Origin of the sequence: Polaribacter sp. L3A8 (genome assembly GCF_009796785.1) — a bacterium.
GTDB lineage: Bacteria > Bacteroidota > Bacteroidia > Flavobacteriales > Flavobacteriaceae > Polaribacter.
On record NZ_CP047026.1, the window covers coordinates 3547262 to 3571356 of the forward strand.

Sequence of the window (24095 nt, forward strand, 5' to 3'; positions counted from 1 at the left end):
TTTAAGTAAATTTATGAATTTTAAGTTGTTTGCGTGAGTTTAATATACAAAAAAACCATCATATTAAATGATGGTTTTATAACAAACAACTAATTTTAATCTAAGAATAAAGATTAATTTTTTAATATTTATTTGATAGTCAGTTGAGCTTGAAAAAGAATATGAAAACTTTAACAAACTCAATTTGACATCAAGAGGTTTTAGAAGCAGTATTTATTTTCTGCTTTTACTTTTTCTGCTATTTCGTTACGTAAATCTACAATATCCGGATAGTTTTGGTATTTTGTAAAACGCTTTAAGCCCATTAACATCATACGTTGCTCATCACCTTCAGCAAAAGAAATAATACTTTCTTTCCCTTTTTCTTCAATAATATCTACGGCATGGTATAAGTATAGTTTAGACATTGCAATCTGTACAGATTGTGCTGCTTCACTGGTGCGTTTTACATTTTTCTCTGTTCTTAAAATAGCAGATTCTGCCATATAGATTTCTATTAAAATATCTGAAGCAGCAATTAGTAACTGTTGATGCTTCTCAATTTCTTGACCATATTTTTGAAGTGCTGCGCCTGCAACCATTAAAAATGTTTTCTTCAACTTAGCAATCATGTGTTTTTCTTCAGAAAATAATTCAGAATAATCTGGTGTATCAAAAGAAGGAATCCCCATTAAGCTATTTGCAACTTCTGTTGCAGGGCCTAATAAATCTACATGCCCTTTCATTGCTTTTTTAATTAACATACCAACAGAAAGCATTCTGTTAATTTCATTGGTACCTTCATAGATACGCGCAATTCTTGCGTCTCTCCAAGCAGATTCCATAGGCGTTTCTTCAGAGAACCCCATTCCACCAAAAATCTGAATTCCTTCATCGGCACAACTTTGTATGTCTTCAGAAACAGCAACTTTTAATATAGAACATTCAATAGCATATTCTTCTACTCCTTTTAATTCTGCTTCTTGATGTGTGTTTCCTGCAGCAACTCTTAAAGCAATTCTATCTTCAATATCTTTTGCAGATCTATATGTAGCAGATTCACCAACATAAGCATTGGTAGTCATTTCTGCTAATTTTACTTTAATTGCACCAAAATCTGCAATAGGAGTTTTAAATTGTCTACGCTCAGTTGCATATTTTACTGCATGTGTAATTACTCTTCTTTGAGAATCTAAACAAGCACCAGCTAATTTAATACGACCAACATTTAATGCATTCATGGCAATTTTAAAACCTTCGCCACGACCCGCTAACATATTTTCTACAGGTACAACTGTATCGTTAAAAAACACTTGTCTAGTTGATGATGCTCTAATACCTAATTTATGTTCTTCTTCACCTAACGTAATTCCGTTTGGGCTTTCTTTATCAAACTCAACAATAAAACCAGTAATGTTTTTATCACCATCTATACGAGCAAAAACAATCATTAATTTACAAAAACCTGCGTTTGAAATCCACATTTTTTGACCGTTAATTTTGTATGATTTTCCATCAGCAGACAATTCTGCAGTAGTTTTTCCTGAATTTGCATCAGAACCAGCACCTGGTTCCGTTAAACAATAAGCGCCAAACCATTCTCCAGTAGCTAATTTAGGAACATATTTTTGTTTTTGTTCTTCGGTTCCATATAACGTAATTGGCATTGTTCCAATTCCGGTATGTGCACCAAAAGCAGTACTAAAAGAACCTGTTCCACTAGAAATATAATCACAAGTTAATAATGTAGAAACAAAACCCATTCCTAAACCTCCATAAGCTTCAGGAACAGCAACACCTAAAAATCCTAATTCACCGGCTTTACGCATTACTTCTTCTGTAAGTGCATAATCTTTTGCTTCAAAGCGAGCTTTGTGAGGAATGATCTCTCGATCATTAAATTCCATCACAGCTTCTTTCATCATTTGTTGTTCTTCAGAAAAATCTTCTGGAGTAAATATATCTTCACAGTTTGTTTCTTTTACAAGAAATTGACCACCTCTTAATAATTCTGCCATTTTGTTAATTGTTTTATTTGGTTATAGAAGAAAGAATATAGAAAATCGACCGCTTTGTTGGTTGTTCTGAAATTCCATTGTTATCCTTTGGAATTCTTCTATTACTTCTTCAGTTTTTTTTAATTTTTTATTTTTACGAAAGAAATTCGAATACACCTGCAGCACCTTGACCAGTACCTACACACATCGTTACCATTCCGTATTTGTTTTTCATATCGCGCTTGCGCATTTCATCAAATAATTGCACAGATAATTTTGCTCCTGTACAACCCAATGGATGACCTAATGCAATGGCACCACCATTAACATTTACAATATCTTGGTTTAAATCTAACTCACGCATTACAGCTAAAGACTGAGAAGCAAAAGCTTCATTCAATTCAATTAACTCAATATCATTTTGTTGTAAACCTGCTTGTTTTAAAACTTTAGGTATTGCAGCAACAGGCCCAATTCCCATAATTCTTGGTTCTACACCAGCAGCAGCATAATTTACTACTCTGGCAATTGGTTCTAGATTTAATTCTTTTACCATTTCTTCGCTCATTACCATAACAAAGGCAGCTCCATCACTCATTTGAGATGAATTACCCGCTGTTACACTTCCTCCAACAGCAAATACTGCTCTTAGTTTTGTTAAAGCTTCAATGCTAGTTCCTTTTCTAGGACCTTCATCTTTATTTACGGTATATTTTCTTGTTGCTTTCTTTCCGTTTTCATCTAGATAAGTTTGCTCTACTTCAATAGGAACAATTTGATCTTGAAAACGATTTTCTGCTTGTGCTTTTAAAGCTTTCATGTGAGATTTAAAGGCAAATTCATCTTGGTCTTTTCTAGAAACCTTAAACTGATTTGCAACTGCTTCTGCAGTATTTCCCATTCCCCAATAATAATCTGCGTGACCAGATTTTACGGTATCGTAATTTAATTCTGGTTTAAATCCTGTCATTGGTACAGAACTCATGCTTTCTGCTCCACCGGCAATAATACAACTTGCCATTCCTGCTTGAATTTTAGCTGCTGCCATTGCAATTGTTTCTAATCCAGAAGAACAGAATCTGTTTACAGTAACACCAGGAACATCCACAGAATTTAATCCTATTAAAGAAATAAAACGTGCCATGTTTAAACCTTGTGCGCCTTCTGGCATTGCGTTACCAACAATTACATCATCTATACGTTTTACGTCTAAATTTGGTAATTCTTTCATCATGTGCTGAATGGTTTCTGCTCCTAATTCATCTGCACGTTTAAAGCGAAAAACACCTTTTGGAGCTTTTGCAACTGCGGTTCTATATGCTTTTACTATATATGCTTGTTTGCTCATAATTTTCTTGATTTTTAGATTATTGGATTTTTAGATATTTAGATTTCTAACAATCGAGAAATCTAACGTTCTAATAATCTAATTTCTTAACGGTTTTCCAGTTTTTAACATGTGTTGAATTCTTTCTAATGTTTTACGTTCTGTACAAAGAGACAAGAACGCTTCACGTTCTAAATCTAATAAATACTGTTCTGTAACCAATGTTGGTTCAGATAAATCTCCACCAGCCATAACGTATGCTAGTTTATTGGCTATTTTCATGTCGTGTTCAGAAATGTATTTAGAATCTTGCATAGAATCTGTACCTACTAAGAACATCCCTAAAGCTTGCTTACCTAAAACTCTAACATCGTTTCGTTTTACAGGTTGTGTATAACCACTTTCTGCCATTAGTTTTGCATGTGCTTTGGCAGTTGCTATTTGTCTGTCTTTATTAACAACGACTACATCTTTTCCTTGTTGCAATAAACCTAAATCGAAAGCTTCGTAAGCAGAAGTAGATACTTTTGCCATACCAATAGTTAAAAAGTTTTCTTGTAAAATGTTTAACTCTACGTCTCCTTTCTGAAAAGAATCTGATGCTCTTAAAGCCATTTCTTTAGAACCACCACCACCAGGAATTACACCAACTCCAAATTCTACTAATCCCATATATGTTTCTGCTGCTGCAACAACTTTATCTGCGTGTAAAGAAATTTCGCAACCACCACCTAAAGCCATTCCATGAGGCGCAGAAATAGTAGGTATAGAAGAATAACGCATACGCATCATAGTGTCTTGAAAATATTTAATGGCATAATTTAATTCATCATATTCTTGCTCTACAGCCATCATAAAAATCATACCAATATTTGCACCCACAGAAAAATTTGCTGCTTGGTTACCAATAACCAAACCTTGAAAATCTTTTTGAGCAATATCAATACCTTTATTAATACCTGCTAAAACATCACCACCAATGGTATTCATTTTAGATTGGAATTCTAGATTTAAAATTCCATCTCCAATATCCTCTATTACAACACCAGAATTTTTAAAAACTTCGTTTGATTTTCTAATGTTATCTAAAATGATAAATGATTCCTGACCCGGTTTTTTAGTTTGAGATTTAGAAGGAATATCATAAAAATAAGTAGCTCCTTCTTTTACTGAATAGAACGATTTAGAACCAGAAGCTAACATTTCTGTTACCCAAGTTGCAGGTGCTGCTCCTTCTGCTTTCATTAACTCAATTCCTGCTTCTACACCAACGGCATCCCAAATTTCGAAAGGACCATTCTCCCAACCAAAACCAGCTTTCATTGCATCATCAATTTTGTAGATTTCATCAGAAATTTCTGGAATTCTATTCTGAACATACGCAAACATTGCCGCAAAGTTCTTTCTATAAAATTCACCAGCTTTATCTTTACCACCAACTAATACTTTAAATCTATCAATAGGCTTATCAATCGTTTTCGTAAGTTCTAAAGTTGCAAATTTTGCTCTTTTAGACGCACGATATTCTAAAGTATCTAAGTCTAATGTTAAGATTTCTTTCTTACCATCAACAACTGTCTTTTTGTAGAAACCTTGACCTGTTTTACTTCCTAACCATTTATTTTCCATCATTGTATTGATGAAACTAGGAAGCTTAAATAAATCATGTGCTTCATCATTAGGGCAGTTTTCATAAATACCATTAGCAACATGTACTAAAGTATCTAAACCAACAACATCTACAGTTCTAAAAGTTGCAGATTTTGGACGACCAATTACTGGTCCCGTCAACTTATCAACTTCTTCAACCGTTAAACCTAATTCTTTTACTTGATGAAATAAAGATTGAATTCCGAAAATTCCAATTCTATTTCCTATAAATGCAGGTGTATCTTTAGCTAAAACCGAAGTTTTTCCTAAGAATTTTTCACCATACATCATTAAAAAGTCTGTAACTTCTTGTTTACAATCTGGACCCGGAACAACTTCAAAAAGTTTTAAATATCTAGGAGGATTAAAAAAGTGAGTTACAGCAAAATGTTTCTGAAAGTCTTCACTTCTTCCTTCATTCATAAACTTGATAGGAATACCAGAAGTATTCGAAGAAATAATAGTTCCGGGAGTTCTGTATTTCTCTAGTTTATCAAAAACAATTTTTTTAATATCTAATCTTTCAACTACCACCTCCATAATCCAATCTACATCAGCAACCTTTGCAATATCATCATCTAAATTACCAGTGGTAATTCTATTTGCAAATTTCTGATTATAAATAGGAGAGGGCTTCGATTTAAGGGAAGCTGTAAGTGCATCATTTACCAAACGATTTCGTACCACTTTGTCTTCGAGCGTTAATCCTTTAGCTTTTTCTTTGTCGTTTAATTCTCTTGGCACAATGTCCAATAATAGAACTTCAACTCCAATGTTTGCAAAATGACACGCAATGCCACTTCCCATAATTCCAGAGCCAACTATTGCTACTTTTTTAATTCTTCTAGTCATTTGTTTTAAAATTATTTGACGTATGATTTAAAAAGACGTAAGACGTAAGACTTTTGCATTCAGTCTAATTATCTTATGTCATTTAGTCTTTAGTCATTTTTGTTATACTGCTTTATTGTTGACGTTTTCATAAATTTCTTTATCCGCAATTAATTTATTAATTGTTGATGTTACCTTAAAAAAACCTGCTAAATCTTTTTCAGAAACATTATCTTTTATGGTATCATTAAACAGAATAACATGTCCTCTAGATATTTTGCGCATTTCTCTACCATAATCTGTTAATTTAATAATAACACTTCTACCATCATCTGGGTTTTTTTCTCTACAAATAGCACCTTTATCTTCCATTGTTTTTAAAATTCTAGAAAGACTAGTTGGTTCCATTCCCATTAAAGGACCTAATGCCGTAGATGGGGTTCCGTTTTGTTTATCAATATTTAATAAAACAAAAGCAGTTGCCATTGTGCTATCGTGTTTTACTGCCTGCTCATTATACACTTTTGCAACAGCTTGCCACGTTGCCCTAAGTTCATGATCTATTGATTTGTACTTGTCCATTCTGTCAAATATATAAAAATTTATTATGCACGCATAGTAAATTTAGAAAAAGTTATGCATGCATAGTAAAATTTAACAAAAAATATAGACGCTTTTTTAAAACGTATTGATGCTTTATAATAGTTTTTTCCAATATTTATTGGGGTTAAAGGAATATTTTAACCTTTAGATTCTTAAATTAAATAAAACCTTTTAGAGGTCAGTATTTAAATTCATATCTTTAAAAACAACAAATACAGTAATATTATGAATATATTTAAAGGACAAAACCTTCTAGAGTTTGCTGATCGGTTTAAAACGGATGAAGATTGCAAGAAATACTTGGCAGATATTAAGTGGAAAGATGGATTTCAATGTGTTAAATGTGGTCATAAAAAGGCTCAAATAAGAAAAGATTTTTCACGGACATGTAATATTTGCTCTCATCAAGAATCATCTACATCAAACACACTTTTTCATAAAGTAAAGTTTGGTGTTAGAAAAGCTTTCTTTATTGTTTTTGAAATGAGTACGAGTACTAAAAGCCTTTCTGCTAGTTATGTTGCAGTTCGTTTTAGTGTAACAGAAAAGACTGCACGTTTATTTATGCTCAAAATTAGAGAAGCTATGGAAAGTAGTGGAAATAGTCCTATGACCGGTATTGTTCATGTGGATGAATTTGTTTTGGGTGGACGAGAAAAAGATAAAGTAGGAAGAAGTTATAATGCTAAGAAAAAGAAAGCTATAACTGCTGTTGAACTAACTCAAGATGGAAAAGTTAAAAGAATGTATGCCATGAGAATCGAAGATTTTTCAGCTAGTTCTTTGCAATATATTTTTGTGAATCATATCAGTCTAGAAGCTAAAGTGATAACCGACAAATGGAGAGGTTACAGACCTATTGCGAAAGCTTATAATATTACTCAAATAGAAAGTAATGGAGGTATGAATTTTAAAGCACTTCATACAATGATTCATCAGGTGAAATCTTGGATAAGAACAACGTATTCTTGGGTAAGTGACTTTAATCTAAATAGATATTTTAATGAATTTTGTTTTAGAATTAATCGATCACAAAGTAAAGCAACAATATTCAATAACTTAATAACAAAAATGGTTCAAAAGGATAAAGTAGAGCAGCACAAAATTATATGTAACTAACTACTGACCTCTAAAACCTTTTTTTTAAAGGAGGATCTTTAGATAAAAACGAAAAGTGATTCTTTTAATTTAAATTGTAACGTTTTACTCTCTTTGAATACTAATATTATTAAAATATGTAAGTTTGTAGTTACTGAGAACTTTTCAGAAAAATTTTAAAGAGGCAATGAAGAATTTATTAGAAGTAAATAATGTTGTAAAAAATTATGGAGATTTTAGAGCATTAAATGATGTTTCATTGCACATTCCTAAAGGATGTGTTTTTGGTTTATTAGGGCCAAATGGAGCAGGTAAAACATCCTTAATTAGAATTATCAATCAAATAACAATGCCAGATAGTGGTACTATCATTTTAGACGGAGAACCATTGGCACCGCATCATACAGCACAAATTGGGTATTTACCAGAAGAGCGTGGTTTGTATAAATCGATGAAAGTAGGGGAGCAAGCATTGTATTTAGCACAATTAAAAGGTTTGAGTAAAGCCGAAGCAAAAAAACGGTTAAAATATTGGTTTGATAAGTTTGATATTTCTGCTTGGTGGAACAAGAAAATTGAGGAGCTTTCTAAAGGAATGGCACAAAAAGTACAGTTTATTGTTACGGTGATGCACAACCCTAAATTATTAATTTTTGATGAACCTTTTTCTGGGTTCGACCCAATTAATGCTCAATTAATTGCAAAAGAAATTTTACAACTTCGTGATGAAGGCGCAACGATTATTTTCTCGACTCACAGAATGGAATCGGTAGAAGAAATGTGCGATGAAATCGCTTTAATAGATAAATCGAACAAAATTTTAGATGGAAAGTTAGATGATATCAAACGTCAGTTTAGAACACATACTTTTCAAGTAGGGCTGCAAACGAGTAATCCTAAAGAAGTAGAAGCAAAATTAAAAGAGAGCTTTGAGGTATCGCCATCAAACTTTAAATTATTGAATGATAGTTTAACGTTGAATGTAAAATTAACAGCAGGAAATTCATCTAACGATTTACTATCTTTTTTAACAAGTAGAGGAGAAGTGCAGCATTTTGTAGAGTTAATACCAAGTGCAAACGATATTTTTATTCAGGCAATAAATAAAAACAGTTAAGAAAATGAGCAAGTTAAAACTAATAATACAAAGAGAGTTTATTGCAAAAGTTCGTAACAAATCTTTTATAATGATGACTTTTTTAAGTCCATTATTAATGCTTGGTATGGGAGCCTTAGTTTATTTTCTGATGAAAAAAAATGACGAAAAGGTAAAGGAAATTGTCTATGTAGATAATTCTAAAATGTTTTCTAAAGACGATTTTAAAGACACAGAAACCATCCATTATTTAGATTATACTGCATTAGGAGTTGATGAAACAAAGAAGAAGGTAGAAGAAGGTAATTATTATGGCGCGCTAATTATACCTAAACAAGACAGTTTAGAATTGTTAGCAAAATCCATTGAGTTTTATTCTACAGATTCTCCAGGCATGTCTGTTATAGGATCTTTAGAAAATAAAATAGAAACAAAGATTAGAAATGAAAAACTAAATGACTTTGGTATTGATTTAGAGAAAATAAAAGCATCTAAAATTAATACAGATATAAAAATGTTTAATTTTTCTGGAGAAGAATCCTCAAAATTAATAAACGGGTTAAAAATAGGTATTGGAGCCGTTGCTGGTTATTTATTAATGATGTTTGTTATTATTTATGGTAACTCTGTAATGCGTAGTGTTATTGAAGAGAAAACAAGTAGAATTATAGAAATTATTGTATCGTCTGTAAAACCTTTTCAGTTAATGTTAGGTAAAATTATAGGGAACGCTTCTGCAGGTTTGTTACAGTTCTTTATTTGGGGAATTATACTGTTTGTAATTACAACGGTTGCTTCATCTGTTTTTGGAGTAGATGTGGTAGAAATGCAAACAGCAAGAGTGCCTGCAGAACAAATGGAAGCTGTAAAAGCAGCAACCGGAGGCAGAGAAATGCAAATGATTATGCAAGAAGTTTTAAGACTACCTATTTTAAAAATGTTTGTGTTGTTTATTTTTTACTTCTTAGGTGGGTTTATGTTGTATAGTTCTCTGTTTGCCGCAGTTGGTGCAGCGGTAGATAATGAAACAGATACACAACAATTTATGTTACCAATTATGTTGCCTTTAATGTTAGGAATTTATGTTGGTTTTGCAACGGTTATGAACGATCCTCATGGATCTATAGCAATATTGTTTTCTTACATTCCGTTTACAAGTCCTATTGTGATGCTAATGAGAGTTCCATTTGGAGTTTCTTGGTATGAGTTGGCAATTTCTATGGCATTATTATTGGTTACCTTTGTATTTATGGTTTGGTTAGCAGCAAAAATATATAGAGTAGGTATTTTAATGTATGGTAAAAAACCAACTTATAAAGACTTGTATAAGTGGTTAAAGTATAAAGGCTAATTTTTATGGAAAAGCTAAAAGAATTTCTTAATTATTCGTTTAATTTAACAGACGGTATTCATCTTAATGTAAAAACAATTTTGGTTGTAACCATTGTTTTTGTTTTAACAAGTTTATGTATAAATTTGATAAGAAAGTTTGTTAATAAAAGTTTAAATGAAGAAGATAAAGGGAAGTTTAAAGCTGTTTTTTCATTTGTAAAATATGTAATCTACACTGTTGTTTTAGTAATAGCCTTAGAGTCTTCTGGTATTAAAGTTGGGGTGTTATTAGCGGGTTCTGCTGCATTGTTAGTAGGTATTGGTTTAGGGTTACAAACTTTATTTCAAGATATTGTATCTGGGATATTTATTATTCTCGATAAATCTTTACATGTTAATGATATTATAGAAATTGATGAGAAAGTTGGTAAAGTTGCAGAAATAAGATTAAGAACAACAAGAGCAATTACCATAGATGATAAAGTACTTATTATTCCGAATCATAAATTTTTAACCACAAGTTTATTTAATTGGACCCAAAATGGGTCTCAAACAACAGAAAGTGTTGCCATTGGTGTTGCTTATGGTTCGGATGTAGCATTGGTTAAAACGCTTTTAATTGATGTTGCAAAAGCGCATCCAAGAGTTTTAACATTAAAAGAACCAAGAGTTTTGTTTGATGATTTTGGAGACAGTGCTTTACAATTTAAGTTGCTTTTTGTAATCAATAATAGTTTCGAACACTTAATCATAAAGAGCGATTTACGTTTTGCAATTGATCAAAAATTTAGAGAAAATAATATTTCAATTCCATTTCCACAAAGAGATGTACACCTTATAAAATAAGAAAAAGATGCCAAAAATATTAATAATAGAAGATGAAGCTGCTATTAGAAGAGTTTTAACAAAAATAATATCAGAAGAAAATGAAACGTATCATGTAGAAGAGGCAGAAGACGGATTATTAGGAATTGAAATGATTAAAAATAATGAGTACGATTTGGTTTTATGTGATATTAAAATGCCAAAAATGGACGGTGTTGAGGTGTTAGAAAAGGCGAAAAAAATAAAACCAGAAATACCAATTGTTATGATTTCTGGTCATGGAGATTTAGATACAGCGGTAAACACAATGCGCTTAGGAGCTTTCGATTATATTTCTAAACCACCAGATTTAAATAGACTTTTAAATACAGTAAGAAATGCTTTGGATACAAAAGTGTTGATTGTAGAGAATAAAAGGCTAAAGAAAAAAGTGAGCAAGAACTATGAAATGATTGGTGAAAGCGAAGCTATTTCTCATATAAAAGACATCATTGAAAAAGTAGCAGCTACAGATGCCAGAGTTTTAATTACTGGACCAAACGGAACAGGAAAAGAATTGGTAGCGCATTGGTTACATGAAAAATCGGACAGAGTAAAAGCACCAATGATTGAAGTAAATTGTGCTGCAATTCCATCAGAATTAATAGAAAGTGAATTGTTTGGACACGTAAAAGGTTCTTTTACGGGGGCAAATAAAGATAGAGCAGGTAAGTTTGAAGCTGCAAATGGTGGGACTATTTTTTTGGATGAAATAGGAGATATGAGTCTGTCTGCGCAAGCAAAAGTATTACGAGCTTTGCAAGAAAATAAAATTCAACGTGTAGGGTCTGATAGGGATATTAAAGTAAATGTTAGAATTGTTGCAGCAACCAATAAAGATTTAAAAAAAGAAATAGCAGAAGGTCGTTTTAGAGAAGATTTGTATCATAGATTAGCGGTTATTTTAATTCAAGTTCCTTCTTTAAATGATAGAAGAGGAGATATTCCTTTATTAGTAGATTTTTTTACAGATAAAATTTCTGTAGAACAAGGAACTCCAAAAAAAGGATTTTCTTCTGCAGCAATTAAGTTGTTGCAAGAATATGATTGGACAGGTAATATACGTGAATTAAGAAATGTGGTAGAACGTTTAATTATTCTTGGCGAGAAAGAAGTTTCTGCAAACGATATTAAACTCTTTGCTTCAAAATAAGGTAAAACTATTGTTAATTCAATTAGTTATAAGTAAAATTTATAGTAATATAAAAAGTTATCATTAAAAAGGTAGCTTTTTTTTTGCTTTACTTTCTACCTTTGCAGCTGTAAAAAGAACATATTAATAATTATAAAATTTATATAGAATGGCAACAATAGTTGGTAAAAAATTTCCAGATTTAAATGTAGACGCAATGAATGAAATGGGAGATACGTTTAAATTAAACGTATTGGAAGAAGCAGTTAATAACAAGAAGAAAGTGTTATTATTCTGGTACCCAAAAGATTTTACATTTGTTTGTCCTACAGAGTTACACGCTTTTCAGGCAGCTATCGCAGAATTTGAAAAAAGAAATACAATTGTAATTGGTGCTTCTTGTGATACTCCAGAAGTGCATTTTGCATGGTTAAGTACTTCTAAAGACAATGGTGGAATTGAAGGTGTTACTTACCCAATTTTAGCAGACAGTAACAGAAACTTATCTTCTATCTTAGGTATTTTAGATATTACTAATGAAACTTTTGATGAAGCTTCACAAACAATTCAAGTAGAAGGAGATAACGTAACTTATAGAGCTACTTATTTAATTGATGAAGAAGGAACTGTTTTTCATGAAGGAATTAACCACATGCCAGTTGGTAGAAATGTAAATGAATTTTTACGTTTAATCGATGCGTATGCACACGTACAATCTCACGGAGAAGTGTGTCCTGCAAACTGGGAAGAAGGTAAAGAAGCAATGGCTCCTAATGCAAAAGGAACTGCAGCATATTTAGCATCTAACTAATAAAAATGATTAATAAAGGGTTCGTGTGTATATCTGAAGATAAATTCGCGTACTGCTTTATTTAAAATATTTAATATTATGGTACAAGAATTAACAGAAGATAATTTACAAACAATTGTAACTGGAAATGATAAAGTAATTGTACAATATTCTGCTACTTGGTGTGGAAATTGTAGAATTATGAAGCCTAAATTTAAAAAATTAGCTTCAGAAATGGATAATATAAAATTTGTAATTGTTGATGCAGAAAAATTTCCTGAAAGTAGAAAATTAGCAGATGTAAGTAATTTACCAACTTTTGCTATTTTTGTAGATGGAGAAAAGAAAAATCAAACACAAACCAATAAATTTGATGTATTGAAGGAATTGGTAAATGAAATTGCTTAATCATGAAATTACCTGTAATTAAACATCTTACTAACTTTATCGAAGAAAACGATCAAGATTATCTATTAGAAACTATTGAAACCCTAGAGGCTTTAACAGAAGTTCCGTCTTTAAAAGATGAAGAATTAGATGTTATTGGCGAGTTAATTTCTAATATGTATGGTGCTCTTGAAGTTGATAAAATGATAAAAGAAGGCACACCAAAAAAAGAAGCATTAAACGCTTTTATGAAACGCGTTTTAGGTTCTATTGATAAATAAATAGAAACCAATATAATATATAAAATCTCAAGTGTAAGCTTGAGGTTTTTTTTGTTTATTGAAATTTATTTTTTAGCTGTTCTGAAATTTCATTTCCTCTATAAATAGCACCTTCCATATAGCCTCCGTAACTAGCTGAGGTTTCAGAACCCGCTACTATAAACTTACCATTTAAAAATTCTTGTTGATAAATTGAATGTCCATTATTAAAATGTGGATTGATAAAGTGGTCATTTTCAAAATTCACTAGTTTTTCTTTATTCCATACTTTATCTTCATAAGAAAGATAATTTATACCTTGTTCTCCAAAGAATTTAAAGAGTTGTGCTCGTATTAACTCTTCTCTAGCTTCTTTTGATTCATTTACCAAAGCACCGTTTAAAAACCCCATTAAAGCAAATTTGTTGTTTTCAAAATTAGAATGATCATACATTTCTGTAAACGGACCAACATTACTAAAACTAACACCAGACAAACCTTGTTCTTTCCAGAAAGGAGTTTTATAAACGATGGCAAACTTTATAGAATCTTTCATCCAAGTATAGGTGTTGTTTGCAATTTTGATGAGGTTTGTATCTAATTTTGTAGAAAAAGAAACGGAATTAACTAGTAGCTGAGGTGGAATAGTAGAAACAACAATATCCGTAATAAATTCATCATTTTTAGTAGTAAACGTGAGTTCGATGTAAGAAATTTTAATTAAACCTATAAAAAAAGCAGAATATTTAGTATATTAAAGTACTGAATTCTAATATATTAATAAATATCCTGCTTATGATTTCTGATAGTAAAATTATAGAAATTTTCTGTTCTTTAGATGATTTTATGAAAGAATTTAACTTAATTCTTAATAAAAACAGCATTTCTGATGGTTCAACAACTAAAAAACGTAATAGAAAGTTCAAAATGTCTGATAGTGAAGTGATGACCATACTTGTTATATTTCACCTAAAGTCTTACCGAAACCTTAAACACTTTTACTTAAACCATATTTGTAAATACAGACAAGATCTGTTTCCAGATTGTGTTTCTTATAATAGATTTGTAGAACTTCAAAAAAAGGTTACACAACCTTTAGCCGTTTTTATGAAAATGTATTGTTTAGGCGATTGCACAGGTATCTCTTTTATTGATTCTACTCCTTTAAAAGTATGTCACTATAAAAGAGAAAAACAACATCAAGTATTTAAAGATATTGCCAAAAAAAGCTATGGAACTATGGGGTGGTATTTTGGATTTAAACTACATATTGTCTGCAATGACAAAGGAGAAATTATTGATTTTATGTTCACTCCAGCCAATGTAGATGACAGATTCCCTCTCAAACAAAAGAAGTTTCACGACAAATTATTTGGAAAAATTTTTGGAGACAAAGGATATATTGGGAAAGATTTATTTGAAAGACTTTTTGTAGACGGAATTCATTTAATAACTAAAGTTCGAAAAAACATGAAAAAGAAAGCAATGGACTATATGGATAAAGTTATCCTAAGAAAAAGAGCAATCATCGAAACAGTAAATGATGTACTAAAAAACACTTGCCAAATTGAACATTCTAGACATAGATCTTTTGATAATTTCATAACAAATATGATCTCTGGATTAATTGCATATTCTTTTTTACCTAAAAAACCTTCTATAAAAATCCCGAATATGTTACCGAATATTGCGATTGATTAGCTCGAACTCACGTTAGTAACTTTTATCGAAGCTTCGTTATCATCAATTTTTAAAACTTTTTCATTTAGTTGAATTTCGTCCTCAGAAAAATATTTAGCCAATTCTTCTAAGATTGTTGCGGTTCCCCCAATAATTCTATAACTTATTTCTTGGTTTTTAGGAAGCTTAAAACGTTCTGGTAAATTAGTTCTAGTCCCTTCAAACAAAGCATCTCCATTCATATTTTGTTCAAATAAAGAGATGTTTAATTCTTTACATACTTTTAATAGTTCTTCATTATATTTCCATAGCCATGTTGCACCTAATTCAACTTTTGTATCATTTGTTTTTTTTGTGTAAATCCTACCACCAACTCTATTGTTGGCTTCTAAAATTTTGATAGAAAATCCTACTTTCTTTAATTTATAACCTAAATAAATACCAGAAATTCCAGCTCCAAGAATAATAATTTTTTTCATCATTTTGATAAAGGAAAATCTTATTTATTTAATTTCGATTTAATATAAAGAGCCATTTCTTTTCCCCAAATCTTATAAGTCAATGCTGATGGATGTACACCATCACTAAAATAGATTTTAGTATCATCATTAGGTAATGCGTGTTTTTTACTCCATTGCTCTAAGGTAATTACTTCATTGTAGTAAAAAACATTCTTTTTGTTCTTAGTTAAAGTATGTAGTCTTTCTCCAAAAATTTCTACCAAATTACCAATCACAAATTTTATTACTGTTGTAAAAGCAGGAAACTCTTTTATTGGAGGCATATTTGTAAAGAAAATAGGTGTTTCTGGGAATTTATCTTGAACTAAATAAATGAGTTCTTCTATAGTTTTATGCCATTTTTTAGGAGAGTTTAAAGTAAAGGCATCATTTCCACCCATTCCAATAATGATTATATCCGTTGTAGTTTCTTCAATTTTAGGAATAATTTTTTTACAAACTCTATTTACTGTATAGCCACTTCTAGCATACACTCTCCAGTTTATGTTTGCATCTAATTCCGCAGATAGTGTATTTGCTAAAGCTCCTGTAAAACCGTTTTGATGATAGTCTACACCAACTCCTGCAATGGTACTTTCTCCAATAGAAAGTATGCTTAGGGTTTTATTAAAATTTCCATTTACAAATCCTGTTGGTTCTTTTGCTTCGGGAAGTGTAGGAACTTTTTTTCTGATACTTTTTCCTTGAAAATAGAGTAAAGGCAATAAAGGAAGTGAAACAATACTGCCTAGAAAGTATTTTAATTTATTTTTCATTCTCTTTTTCTTCGTTTACTTTTTTTATAATAGCTTTTAAACGTTCTTTATTTAATTGCTTTTCTAGTTTTACCTTGTTGATTTTTTGATTCATCAATTTGGTATGTTTTGCTTTATTAACGGAGTTTTTTGCTTTTCCTTTTCCTTTTTTTGGCATCTTAATAAAATTATAAATTAATTATTTTCTGCTGAATAACCACCAATTCATATCTCGGGTTAATTTGTATCCTAATTTCTCATAAAGCGGAATTGCAGAGTTACCTTTATTGGTGTGTAAAATAGGTAGTTTATTCTCTTTTAAAATTTCGTTTGTTGTATGTGAAACTAATTGTTTTGCTAATCCCCTTCTTGTGTAATCAGGATGCGTAACAACGCCACTAACTTCAATAAAATCATCAGTTTGCATTCTTTGCCCTGTAATTGCAACTAATTTGTCATCTTTAAAGATACCGTAATATTTACCCATTTTAAAACCTCCTCTTTGATAAAAACCAGGCATTACCAACCAAATTAAATTGTAAACTTCATCAATGTGTTCTTCATCTAATAAAACAATATCTTCTGTTATTTCTAATGCTACATGGTTTTCTAAGACCATTTGACAGCCATCAATCTTTTTTTCTAGAATAACATGGTTGGTATCTATTGTTGGTGTTTCTTTTTCTACAACTAAAAAGAATTTTTTAGCTATTTTAGAATGTTCAGTTAATGCTTTTGCTGTTTTTGTTGGGTCATGAAATGCACCAAAAGAACAGATTTCTGGCAGGTAGAATTGTACTCCATCATATTGTATTAAAAATTTATGATGGGTATCGTCTAAGGAATACCAAACCGGGTTTTTTAGTTTTTCTTCTAAACTTTTCATGAGGAATAAATATATAAAATAAAAGCTCGCAAATTGCGAGCTTTTTATATTTTGATTTCTAGCAATTTTATAATTCTTTTTTAGATAATGTTGAAGAGCCAGTAAAACTTTGTATAATTATTTGAGGTTCTCCATATACTTCGGTTTTACTTTTGTCAGAAGCATCTATCGTTATTTTATCCGATGTTTGAATCGTAAAACTAGCACTTTCTTTTACCGTGGTATTGCAATTAGTTACAATTAATTCTTCTCCTTTAAAATTAGAATCTTCAAGTGTTAATGCTTCTAGTGAAATTGCCGAACCTTTAATACTTACTATAGCATTTTTCATTAACCTAGTAGTTAAACTATCTGCTTTAATGGTTATTTCTGTGTTACTAGATTCGCTTAAATCTAAATTAACCTCTTTACTATTAATATCTATTTTAGATTTAGAACGTAATTGAAATCTAGATTTATTATTATTGATAAGGTTAAATTTGTTAGATTCTACAGATAGGTTTGCAATTGTATAATCATTTATCTGAAGCAACATAGCAGGTGTCTTTATTACGTTTAACGATTCTATTTCTGCATCGTTATTTAGTATAATTTCTTGCAATGGGTTGTTGTAGTATACCGTAATATTAAGACGTTTTGCTCTTAATTTTGCTGTAGTAGAAATAGTAAGTATAGAGTCTATAACTTTTATTTCGATAGCATTATGTAAATTATCATCAGTTTCTACTTCAACGAAAGAATTTGCCGATTTAAATAAAACTACTTTAAAATCATTATTAACAGAGATCTTATTAAACTGATTTAGATCTGTTTTAATTCTTGTTATATTCTTATTACCTTTTATTTTTTCTTGGCTAAACGTTGTGTTGTAGACTGTTGTAAATAATAATAGTAGTAATGTAATTTTGTTTCTCATGATTTTTAGTTCTTTTTTTAACCGAAAAAAACCATTCCAAAATTTGAAATGGTTTTTATATATACTATAAAAAACAGTTACGCTAACATGGTAACTGGGTTTTCGATAAACGTTTTTAATGTTTGTAAAAATTGTGCTCCAACTGCACCATCAACCGTTCTGTGATCGCAGGTTAAAGTTAAATTCATTGTGTTACCAACAACTATCTGACCGTCTTTAACAACTGGTTTTTGTACAATTGCACCAACAGATAAAATAGCCGAATTTGGTTGGTTAATAATAGAATTAAAATTCTGAATACCAAACATACCCAAGTTAGAAACTGTAAAAGTACTTCCTTGCATATCTGCAGGAGCTAATTTTTTGTTTCTTGCTTTACCTGCTAAATCTCTAACACCTGCACCAATTTGAGTTAAACTTAATTGGTCTGTGTGTTTTATAACCGGTACTAATAAACCATCTGCAACCGCAACCGCAACACCTACGTGTATATGACTGTGATAAATTGTATTAGCATCTGTCCAAGATGTGTTTACTTGTGGATGTTTTTTCAAAGCCATTGCACATGCTTTTACTACCATATCATTAAATGATACTTTAACATCTGGAATTGCATTAATAGTTTTTCTAGAAGCCATTGCATTGTCCATATCCACTTCAATATTTAAACTGAAATCTGGAGCAGTAAATTTAGAGTTACCTAAAGATTTTGCAATTGCTTTACGCATTTGAGAATTCTTAACTTCTTCTGAGCTTTCTACGCCAGCAGCAGGTGCACTTGCAACAGCAGGAGCAGCTTCAACAGCGGCAGCAGGAGTATAGTTTTCTACATCTTTTTTAATGATTCTTCCGTTTTCACCAGAACCACTAACATTTGCTAAGTTAATTCCTTTATCAGTTGCAATTTTTTTAGCTAATGGAGATACAAAAATACGTCCGTTTGCAGTATTGTTAGTCGTAGAAGTTGTTTTAGTTTCTTCAACTTTAGCAGCTGGTTTTGCAGCAGCCTTTTCAGGAGCTTTAGCAACAGGAGCAGCAGTTTCTTCAGCCGGAGCAGAAACACCACCACCATTTGCAACTAATGCAGAAACATCAGTTCCAGCAGGGCCAATAATAGTTAATAAACTATCTACAGGTGCAGTTTCTCCTTCTTGTACACCAATGTATAAGATTGTTCCTTCATAGAAACATTCAAATTCCATTGTTGCTTTATCTGTTTCAATTTCAGCAAGCATGTCACCTTCAGTAACCACATCACCAACTTTCTTTAACCAAGTTGCTATGGTTCCGTCAGTCATTGTATCACTTAAACGAGGCATTGTTATTACTTCAACACCTTCAGGAATTGCAACTCCATCAGCAGCATTAGCTTCAGTAGTCGTTTCTTCTTTTGCTTCTTCAGTAGCTGTTTCTTCTTTTGCTGATTCTTGATTACCGTTTATGATTGCAGAAATATCTTCACCTTCTTCACCGATAATTGCTAATAAAACATCAACAGGAGATGTTTCTCCTTCTTTAATACCAACATATAAAAGAGTTCCTTCGTAGAAAGACTCAAATTCCATTGTTGCTTTGTCGGTTTCGATTTCAGCTAAAATATCACCTTCTTCAATTTTATCTCCAACGTTTTTTAACCATTTTGCCACAACACCTTCTTCCATGGTGTCACTTAGTCTGGGCATATTTATAATTGTTGCCATATCTTAACTTATAAAAGGATAATCTTCTTGTTCATAAACCATATCATACATTTGCTCAGGCTCTGGATACGGAGAATCTTCAGCGAATTTCTCACATTCATTTACCTTTGCTTTTACCTCTTTATCTATAACAGCTAATTCTTCTGCCGTAGCATATCCCTGCTCTAAGATAATGTCTTTTACTTGCGTAATAGGATCTATTTTTTTGTACTCTTCTACTTCGTCTTTCGTTCTGTAGTGTTGTGCATCAGACATTGAGTGACCTCTATATCTGTATGTTTTCATTTCTAAGAAAGTTGGGCCATCACCACGTCTTGCTCTATCTAAAGCTTCGTCAATAGCTTCTGCAACCTTTATAGGATTCATAGCATCTACAGGTCCACAAGGCATTTCGTAGCCTAAACCAAGTTTCCAAATATCAGTATGGTTAGCAGTTCTTTCTACAGAAGTACCCATTGCATATCCATTGTTTTCACAAATAAAGATTACAGGTAGTTTCCATAACATTGCTAAATTAAAAGCTTCATGCAGAGAACCTTGTCTTGCAGCACCATCTCCAAAACATGTCAATGTAACACCGCCAGTATTATTATATTTATCACCAAAAGCAAGTCCTGCACCTAAAGGAATTTGACCTCCAACAATACCATGACCACCATAAAAACGAAATTCTTTAGAAAAAATATGCATAGAACCACCCATTCCTTGAGATGTTCCTGTAACTTTTCCATATAATTCTGCCATTACACGTTTAGGATCTTCTCCCATACCAATAGGTTGTACGTGGTTTCTGTATGCAGTAATCATTTTGTCTTTAGATAAATCCATTGCATGCAATGCACCTGCTAAAATTGCTTCTTGACCATTATATAAATGTAAGAAACCTCTAACTTTTTGTTGTATGTAAACAGAAGCAAGTTTGTCTTCGAACTTACGCCAAAAAAGCATGTCTTGGTACCAATCTAAATAGGTTTGTTTGGTGATTTTTTTCATTTTAGTGATATTGTTTGTTTTTTAAGACTATCAAAATATTCTTTTCAATAATCAATGGCAAAAATAACTGTTTTAGATAGAATAAAAAAACAAGATGAGTTTAAAATAAAACAAAATATTTTTGAAGGATTATTTGTCTTTTGCTATGACTATGGTAGCTTTAGCACCCGTTGCTAAGTTCCACTCATTAGAAGATAGTAATGTGCCTTCTGCATTATAAACTTTAAAAGCAGCCGTATTTGGCCCAGAAGAACCTTGATTAAGTGCTTTAAAAGCTATTTTATTTAAACCAACTTCTAAAGGAATATTAAACTTTTGATAACGTTGTTTTAGTGTAATGTTAATAATAACAGGTATGTCGTTTACAAGTATACTAACCATATCTCCATCAGGGTATTGAAAATCTCTGCAGATAATATTAACACTTTTAGAATCTGTTCTAAAACTACCTAAATCTTGGTCTATTTTTGGGTATATAAATTGCCCGTTTATTTTTTTAAAGGCTTTTAAAAAACGCTCTTCACGTTGTTTTTCTACTGTTAAGATACCTTTATTATTAAGGTTGTTATCTGCTTGTTGTTTTTTTAAATTTTCATTTTCCTTATCAAAAGCACTTTTAAAACCATCATTTCCTTTTAATTCTACAGAATTTGGTTTTGATACTTCTTTAGAATTGTTTAAAACAAGTCCTTTAATGTTACCTTTTTCTTTGTTTCCAGAATTATTATCTAATTGGGCAGATAACTGAATTACAGTTAATAATAGAATAGGTAATAGAAGTTTGATTTTTAATTTCATCTGTATCATACTTTTAAATAATATTACAAATATAATGCCGATTTTAAGTGAAGCTGTTTCTATTTTGTTAAAAAAGTACTTATTCTATAGGGAAATTATAAAAAGTAGTAGGAAAAGGTTCGTGTCTTAATGTAAAATGCCACCATTCGTTTTTATAAGGTCTAAAATTATTTTGAATCATTATATTACGGAGTAACATTCTGTTTTTTTGCTGTTCTGCTGTAATCTCTTTAGATAAAGGATGAGACTTTATTCCGAAAAAATCATAAGGACTTCCCATATCTAATTCTTTACCTGTTTTTACATTTACAATTGTTAAATCTACAGTGCTACCTCTAGAATGCCCAGATCTAGAAGATATATAGCCTTGTTTAAATAATTGAGATTTTGGTAAACTTGGGTAATATTGTCTTTTCATTAATGTGTCTCCAAGTACTTTTGCCCAACGTACAAAGTGGTTTACGGCTTGTTGTGGTCTATAAGCATCAAATACCTTAAGGCTTAATCCATCTTTTAATAATGCTTCTTGGACTTTTACTAAGGCGGTAGCAGATTTTTTGGTAACTATAATGCAGTTTTTATGGTATCCATCAATCGGTTTCCCTATAAAGTTATTGTTACCTAAATAACGCAATTCAGATTGTATCGTTTTATCTAGATCTGATAAATAAACAAATCCATCAGGTAGCACTTGTCCGAAGGAAAAAAGAGAAATAAAGATTATATAAAAGGGAACTAATTTTTTCATAAAGTAAAAATAAGCAAAAGAAAATAGGTGTGCTCATCTGATTGTTTTTTAGACTAAAAAAAATAAAGTTATAGAAATCTATGCAAATAAAAAAAAGCCTAATTTTGTATTAAATATAATGACTTAAATGAATCAAACTACCAATACAATATTAATGATTCGTCCTATCAATTTTAGGATGAATGAGCAAACTGCTGTAAACAATTATTATCAAAAAGAAATTGATAATGCACTTCCATCAACAATTAATATTAAGGCACAAAATGAGTTTGATGCTTTTGTAGAGAAATTACGCAGTTTTGGAATTCATGTAATTGTAGTTTCTGATACAAATGCTTCTGATACTCCAGATTCTATTTTCCCCAATAATTGGATTTCTTTTCATGAAGATGGTACAGTTGCAATGTACCCTATGTTTGCAGAAAATAGACGTTTAGAAAGACGTGAAGATGTTTTAGAAGAATTAGAAAAGGAAGGTTTTTTAATAGAAAACATTGTAGATTATACTTCTGCAGAAGAAGATAATATCTTTTTAGAAGGAACAGGAAGTATTTGTTTAGATAGAGAAAATAATAAGGCGTATTGTGCCCTTTCTCCAAGAGCAGATGAAGAGTTGTTTATAGAATTCTGTGAAGATTTTGAATATACACCAGTAGTTTTTACGGCAAAACAAACTGTAAATGATAAGAGAGAAGCAATTTATCATACCAATGTTATGATGTGTGTTGCAGAAACTTTGGCAATTATTTGTTTAGCATCTATTGATGATAAGACAGAACGTAAAAATGTGTTAAAGCATTTAAAAGAAGATGGTAAAAAAGTAATCGATATTACAGAAGAGCAAGTAAATAATTTTGCGGGTAATATGTTACAAGTTCGTGGTAAGGATGATGAGCGTTTCTTAATAATGAGTGATGCCGCTTTTAATTGTTTAACACAATCTCAAAAAGCACAAATAAACAATCATTGTAAAATTATTTCTAGTTCTTTAGATACAATTGAGTATTGTGGAGGAGGAAGTGCACGTTGTATGATGGCAGAAGTATTTTTGCCAAAAAAATAGATAAATGCACTTACTACTTTTGGCAATTGCTCCAGCAACAATAATTATACTTTATATTTATTTTAAAGATAAATTTGAAAAAGAACCTATTGGTTTTTTGTTTAAAAATTTTCTTTTAGGGGCAACTGCCAGTGTTTTATTAACGGTTATTCTTGGTGGTTTTGCTAGTAAATTAATTCCATTATCAGAAGGAACGAGTATTTTACAACAGTTTCTAAAAGCATTTGTAGTAGTTGCTTTGGTAGAGGAGTTTTCTAAATATGTTATTGTAAGGTATTACTCACAAAGAAACAAAGAGTATAATGAACAGTTTGATGGAATTGTATACGCTGTTATGGTTTCTATGGGGTTTGCTACCTTAGAAAACGTATTGTATGTTTTTCAACACGGAGTTTCTACTGGAGTAATGAGAGCTTTTACAGCAGTTCCGGCTCACGCAACTTTTGCTATTCTTATGGGGTATTTTATGGGGAAAGCTAAGTTTTCTAAAAATAGAATTGTTTTAAATTTAACTGGACTATTTTTTGCAACGCTGTTTCATGGTGCTTATGATTTTTTTCTGTTCATCAACTTTATTCCAGGTACATGGATTGGCGCAATTGTTTCTTTAATTTTAGGAATTATCCTTTCTAGAAAGGCGATAAAAAAACATCAAAATAGCTCTGTTTTTAAAGCTTGATAAATTTCCTTACAATTGTCTTTTTACCATC

Annotated in this window: 25 protein-coding genes; 11 read left to right on the forward strand and 14 right to left on the reverse strand. The window is 31.2% G+C overall.

The window, feature by feature from the left end; translation table 11 throughout:
• Window positions 1–200 precede the first annotated feature (200 nt).
• From GQR92_RS14660 to GQR92_RS14675, 4 genes are all read right to left on the reverse strand, one after another.
• A complete protein-coding gene (locus GQR92_RS14660) occupies window positions 201–1997 on the reverse strand; it encodes an acyl-CoA dehydrogenase family protein (protein WP_158840811.1) in 1797 nt (598 codons plus the stop codon).
• Window positions 1998–2130: 133 nt separating this feature from the next.
• A complete protein-coding gene (locus GQR92_RS14665) occupies window positions 2131–3324 on the reverse strand; it encodes an acetyl-CoA C-acyltransferase (protein WP_158840813.1) in 1194 nt (397 codons plus the stop codon).
• A 78-nt stretch (window positions 3325–3402) separates the two neighbouring features.
• The gene (locus tag GQR92_RS14670) at window positions 3403–5805 is read right to left on the reverse strand and encodes a 3-hydroxyacyl-CoA dehydrogenase/enoyl-CoA hydratase family protein (RefSeq protein ID WP_158840815.1); all 2403 of its coding nucleotides are present in this window, start codon (window positions 5803–5805) and stop codon (window positions 3403–3405) included.
• Window positions 5806–5907: 102 nt separating this feature from the next.
• Window positions 5908–6366 carry a MarR family winged helix-turn-helix transcriptional regulator gene (locus tag GQR92_RS14675; protein ID WP_158840817.1) on the reverse strand — a complete coding sequence of 153 codons (459 nt, stop codon included), beginning with the start codon at window positions 6364–6366 and terminating at the stop codon, window positions 5908–5910.
• 246 nt (window positions 6367–6612) lie between these two features.
• Between GQR92_RS14675 and GQR92_RS14680 the strand changes: the two genes are divergently transcribed.
• The 8 genes from GQR92_RS14680 (at window position 6613) to GQR92_RS14715 (ending at window position 13367) form a co-directional block, all read left to right on the forward strand.
• Window positions 6613–7506, forward strand: a complete 894-nt coding sequence (locus tag GQR92_RS14680) for an IS1595 family transposase (RefSeq protein ID WP_158840819.1) — start codon at window positions 6613–6615, stop codon at window positions 7504–7506.
• A 166-nt stretch (window positions 7507–7672) separates the two neighbouring features.
• Window positions 7673–8602 carry an ABC transporter ATP-binding protein gene (locus GQR92_RS14685; RefSeq protein ID WP_158840821.1) on the forward strand — a complete coding sequence of 310 codons (930 nt, stop codon included), beginning with the start codon at window positions 7673–7675 and terminating at the stop codon, window positions 8600–8602.
• A 4-nt stretch (window positions 8603–8606) separates the two neighbouring features.
• Window positions 8607–9932, forward strand: coding sequence for an ABC transporter permease (locus GQR92_RS14690; protein WP_158840823.1), 1326 nt, complete (start codon window positions 8607–8609; stop codon window positions 9930–9932).
• Between the two features lie 5 nt (window positions 9933–9937).
• Window positions 9938–10759: a mechanosensitive ion channel family protein gene (locus GQR92_RS14695; RefSeq protein ID WP_158840825.1), complete on the forward strand. Its 822-nt coding sequence runs from the start codon at window positions 9938–9940 to the stop codon at window positions 10757–10759.
• 7 nt (window positions 10760–10766) lie between these two features.
• On the forward strand, window positions 10767–11930 hold the full coding sequence (locus tag GQR92_RS14700) for a sigma-54-dependent transcriptional regulator (protein WP_158840827.1): 1164 nt from the start codon (window positions 10767–10769) through the stop codon (window positions 11928–11930).
• 148 nt (window positions 11931–12078) lie between these two features.
• Window positions 12079–12720: a peroxiredoxin gene (locus GQR92_RS14705; protein ID WP_158840829.1), complete on the forward strand. Its 642-nt coding sequence runs from the start codon at window positions 12079–12081 to the stop codon at window positions 12718–12720.
• 78 nt (window positions 12721–12798) lie between these two features.
• The gene (locus GQR92_RS14710) at window positions 12799–13107 is read left to right on the forward strand and encodes a thioredoxin family protein (protein WP_158840831.1); all 309 of its coding nucleotides are present in this window, start codon (window positions 12799–12801) and stop codon (window positions 13105–13107) included.
• A gap of 2 nt (window positions 13108–13109) precedes the next feature.
• Window positions 13110–13367 (forward strand): DUF6952 family protein, encoded by a 258-nt coding sequence (locus GQR92_RS14715; RefSeq protein WP_158840833.1) that lies wholly within the window; start codon window positions 13110–13112, stop codon window positions 13365–13367.
• A gap of 55 nt (window positions 13368–13422) precedes the next feature.
• On the opposite strand, the gene GQR92_RS14720 is transcribed toward GQR92_RS14715, so the two are convergent.
• Entirely contained in the window at window positions 13423–14076 is a 654-nt protein-coding gene (locus GQR92_RS14720; protein ID WP_158842187.1) for an FAD-dependent oxidoreductase, read from the reverse strand.
• Window positions 14077–14141: 65 nt separating this feature from the next.
• Between GQR92_RS14720 and GQR92_RS14725 the strand changes: the two genes are divergently transcribed.
• Window positions 14142–15047, forward strand: coding sequence for an IS982 family transposase (locus GQR92_RS14725; protein WP_158837965.1), 906 nt, complete (start codon window positions 14142–14144; stop codon window positions 15045–15047).
• On the opposite strand, the gene GQR92_RS14730 is transcribed toward GQR92_RS14725, so the two are convergent.
• The 9 genes from GQR92_RS14730 to GQR92_RS14765 form a co-directional block, all read right to left on the reverse strand.
• Window positions 15044–15508, reverse strand: a complete 465-nt coding sequence (locus GQR92_RS14730) for an FAD-dependent oxidoreductase (RefSeq protein WP_158840835.1) — start codon at window positions 15506–15508, stop codon at window positions 15044–15046. The genes GQR92_RS14725 and GQR92_RS14730 overlap by 4 nt on opposite strands.
• Before the next feature lie 17 nt (window positions 15509–15525).
• Window positions 15526–16302: an SGNH/GDSL hydrolase family protein gene (locus GQR92_RS14735; protein ID WP_158840837.1), complete on the reverse strand. Its 777-nt coding sequence runs from the start codon at window positions 16300–16302 to the stop codon at window positions 15526–15528.
• The gene (locus GQR92_RS17840) at window positions 16292–16459 is read right to left on the reverse strand and encodes a hypothetical protein (RefSeq protein ID WP_199269145.1); all 168 of its coding nucleotides are present in this window, start codon (window positions 16457–16459) and stop codon (window positions 16292–16294) included. The genes GQR92_RS14735 and GQR92_RS17840 overlap by 11 nt, the downstream gene beginning before the upstream one ends.
• A 21-nt stretch (window positions 16460–16480) precedes the next feature.
• Window positions 16481–17167 carry a GNAT family N-acetyltransferase gene (locus GQR92_RS14740; protein WP_158840839.1) on the reverse strand — a complete coding sequence of 229 codons (687 nt, stop codon included), beginning with the start codon at window positions 17165–17167 and terminating at the stop codon, window positions 16481–16483.
• 67 nt (window positions 17168–17234) lie between these two features.
• A complete protein-coding gene (locus GQR92_RS14745; RefSeq protein WP_158840841.1) occupies window positions 17235–18083 on the reverse strand; it encodes a GIN domain-containing protein in 849 nt (282 codons plus the stop codon).
• A gap of 77 nt (window positions 18084–18160) precedes the next feature.
• Window positions 18161–19783 (reverse strand): pyruvate dehydrogenase complex dihydrolipoamide acetyltransferase, encoded by a 1623-nt coding sequence (locus tag GQR92_RS14750; RefSeq protein ID WP_158840843.1) that lies wholly within the window; start codon window positions 19781–19783, stop codon window positions 18161–18163.
• A 3-nt stretch (window positions 19784–19786) separates the two neighbouring features.
• Entirely contained in the window at window positions 19787–20776 is a 990-nt protein-coding gene (gene pdhA, locus GQR92_RS14755) for a pyruvate dehydrogenase (acetyl-transferring) E1 component subunit alpha (protein ID WP_158840845.1), read from the reverse strand.
• Between the two features lie 129 nt (window positions 20777–20905).
• Complete coding sequence (locus tag GQR92_RS14760; protein WP_158840847.1) at window positions 20906–21574, reverse strand: hypothetical protein; 669 nt, start codon at window positions 21572–21574, stop codon at window positions 20906–20908.
• 79 nt (window positions 21575–21653) lie between these two features.
• Window positions 21654–22322: a M15 family metallopeptidase gene (locus GQR92_RS14765; RefSeq protein ID WP_158840849.1), complete on the reverse strand. Its 669-nt coding sequence runs from the start codon at window positions 22320–22322 to the stop codon at window positions 21654–21656.
• 127 nt (window positions 22323–22449) lie between these two features.
• On the opposite strand from GQR92_RS14765, the gene ctlX reads away from it, so the two are divergent.
• Both ctlX and GQR92_RS14775 read left to right on the forward strand, forming a co-directional pair.
• Window positions 22450–23385, forward strand: a complete 936-nt coding sequence (gene ctlX / locus GQR92_RS14770) for a citrulline utilization hydrolase CtlX (RefSeq protein WP_158840851.1) — start codon at window positions 22450–22452, stop codon at window positions 23383–23385.
• A gap of 4 nt (window positions 23386–23389) precedes the next feature.
• Window positions 23390–24064 carry a PrsW family intramembrane metalloprotease gene (locus tag GQR92_RS14775; RefSeq protein WP_158840853.1) on the forward strand — a complete coding sequence of 225 codons (675 nt, stop codon included), beginning with the start codon at window positions 23390–23392 and terminating at the stop codon, window positions 24062–24064.
• The last annotated feature ends 31 nt before the right edge of the window (window positions 24065–24095 follow it).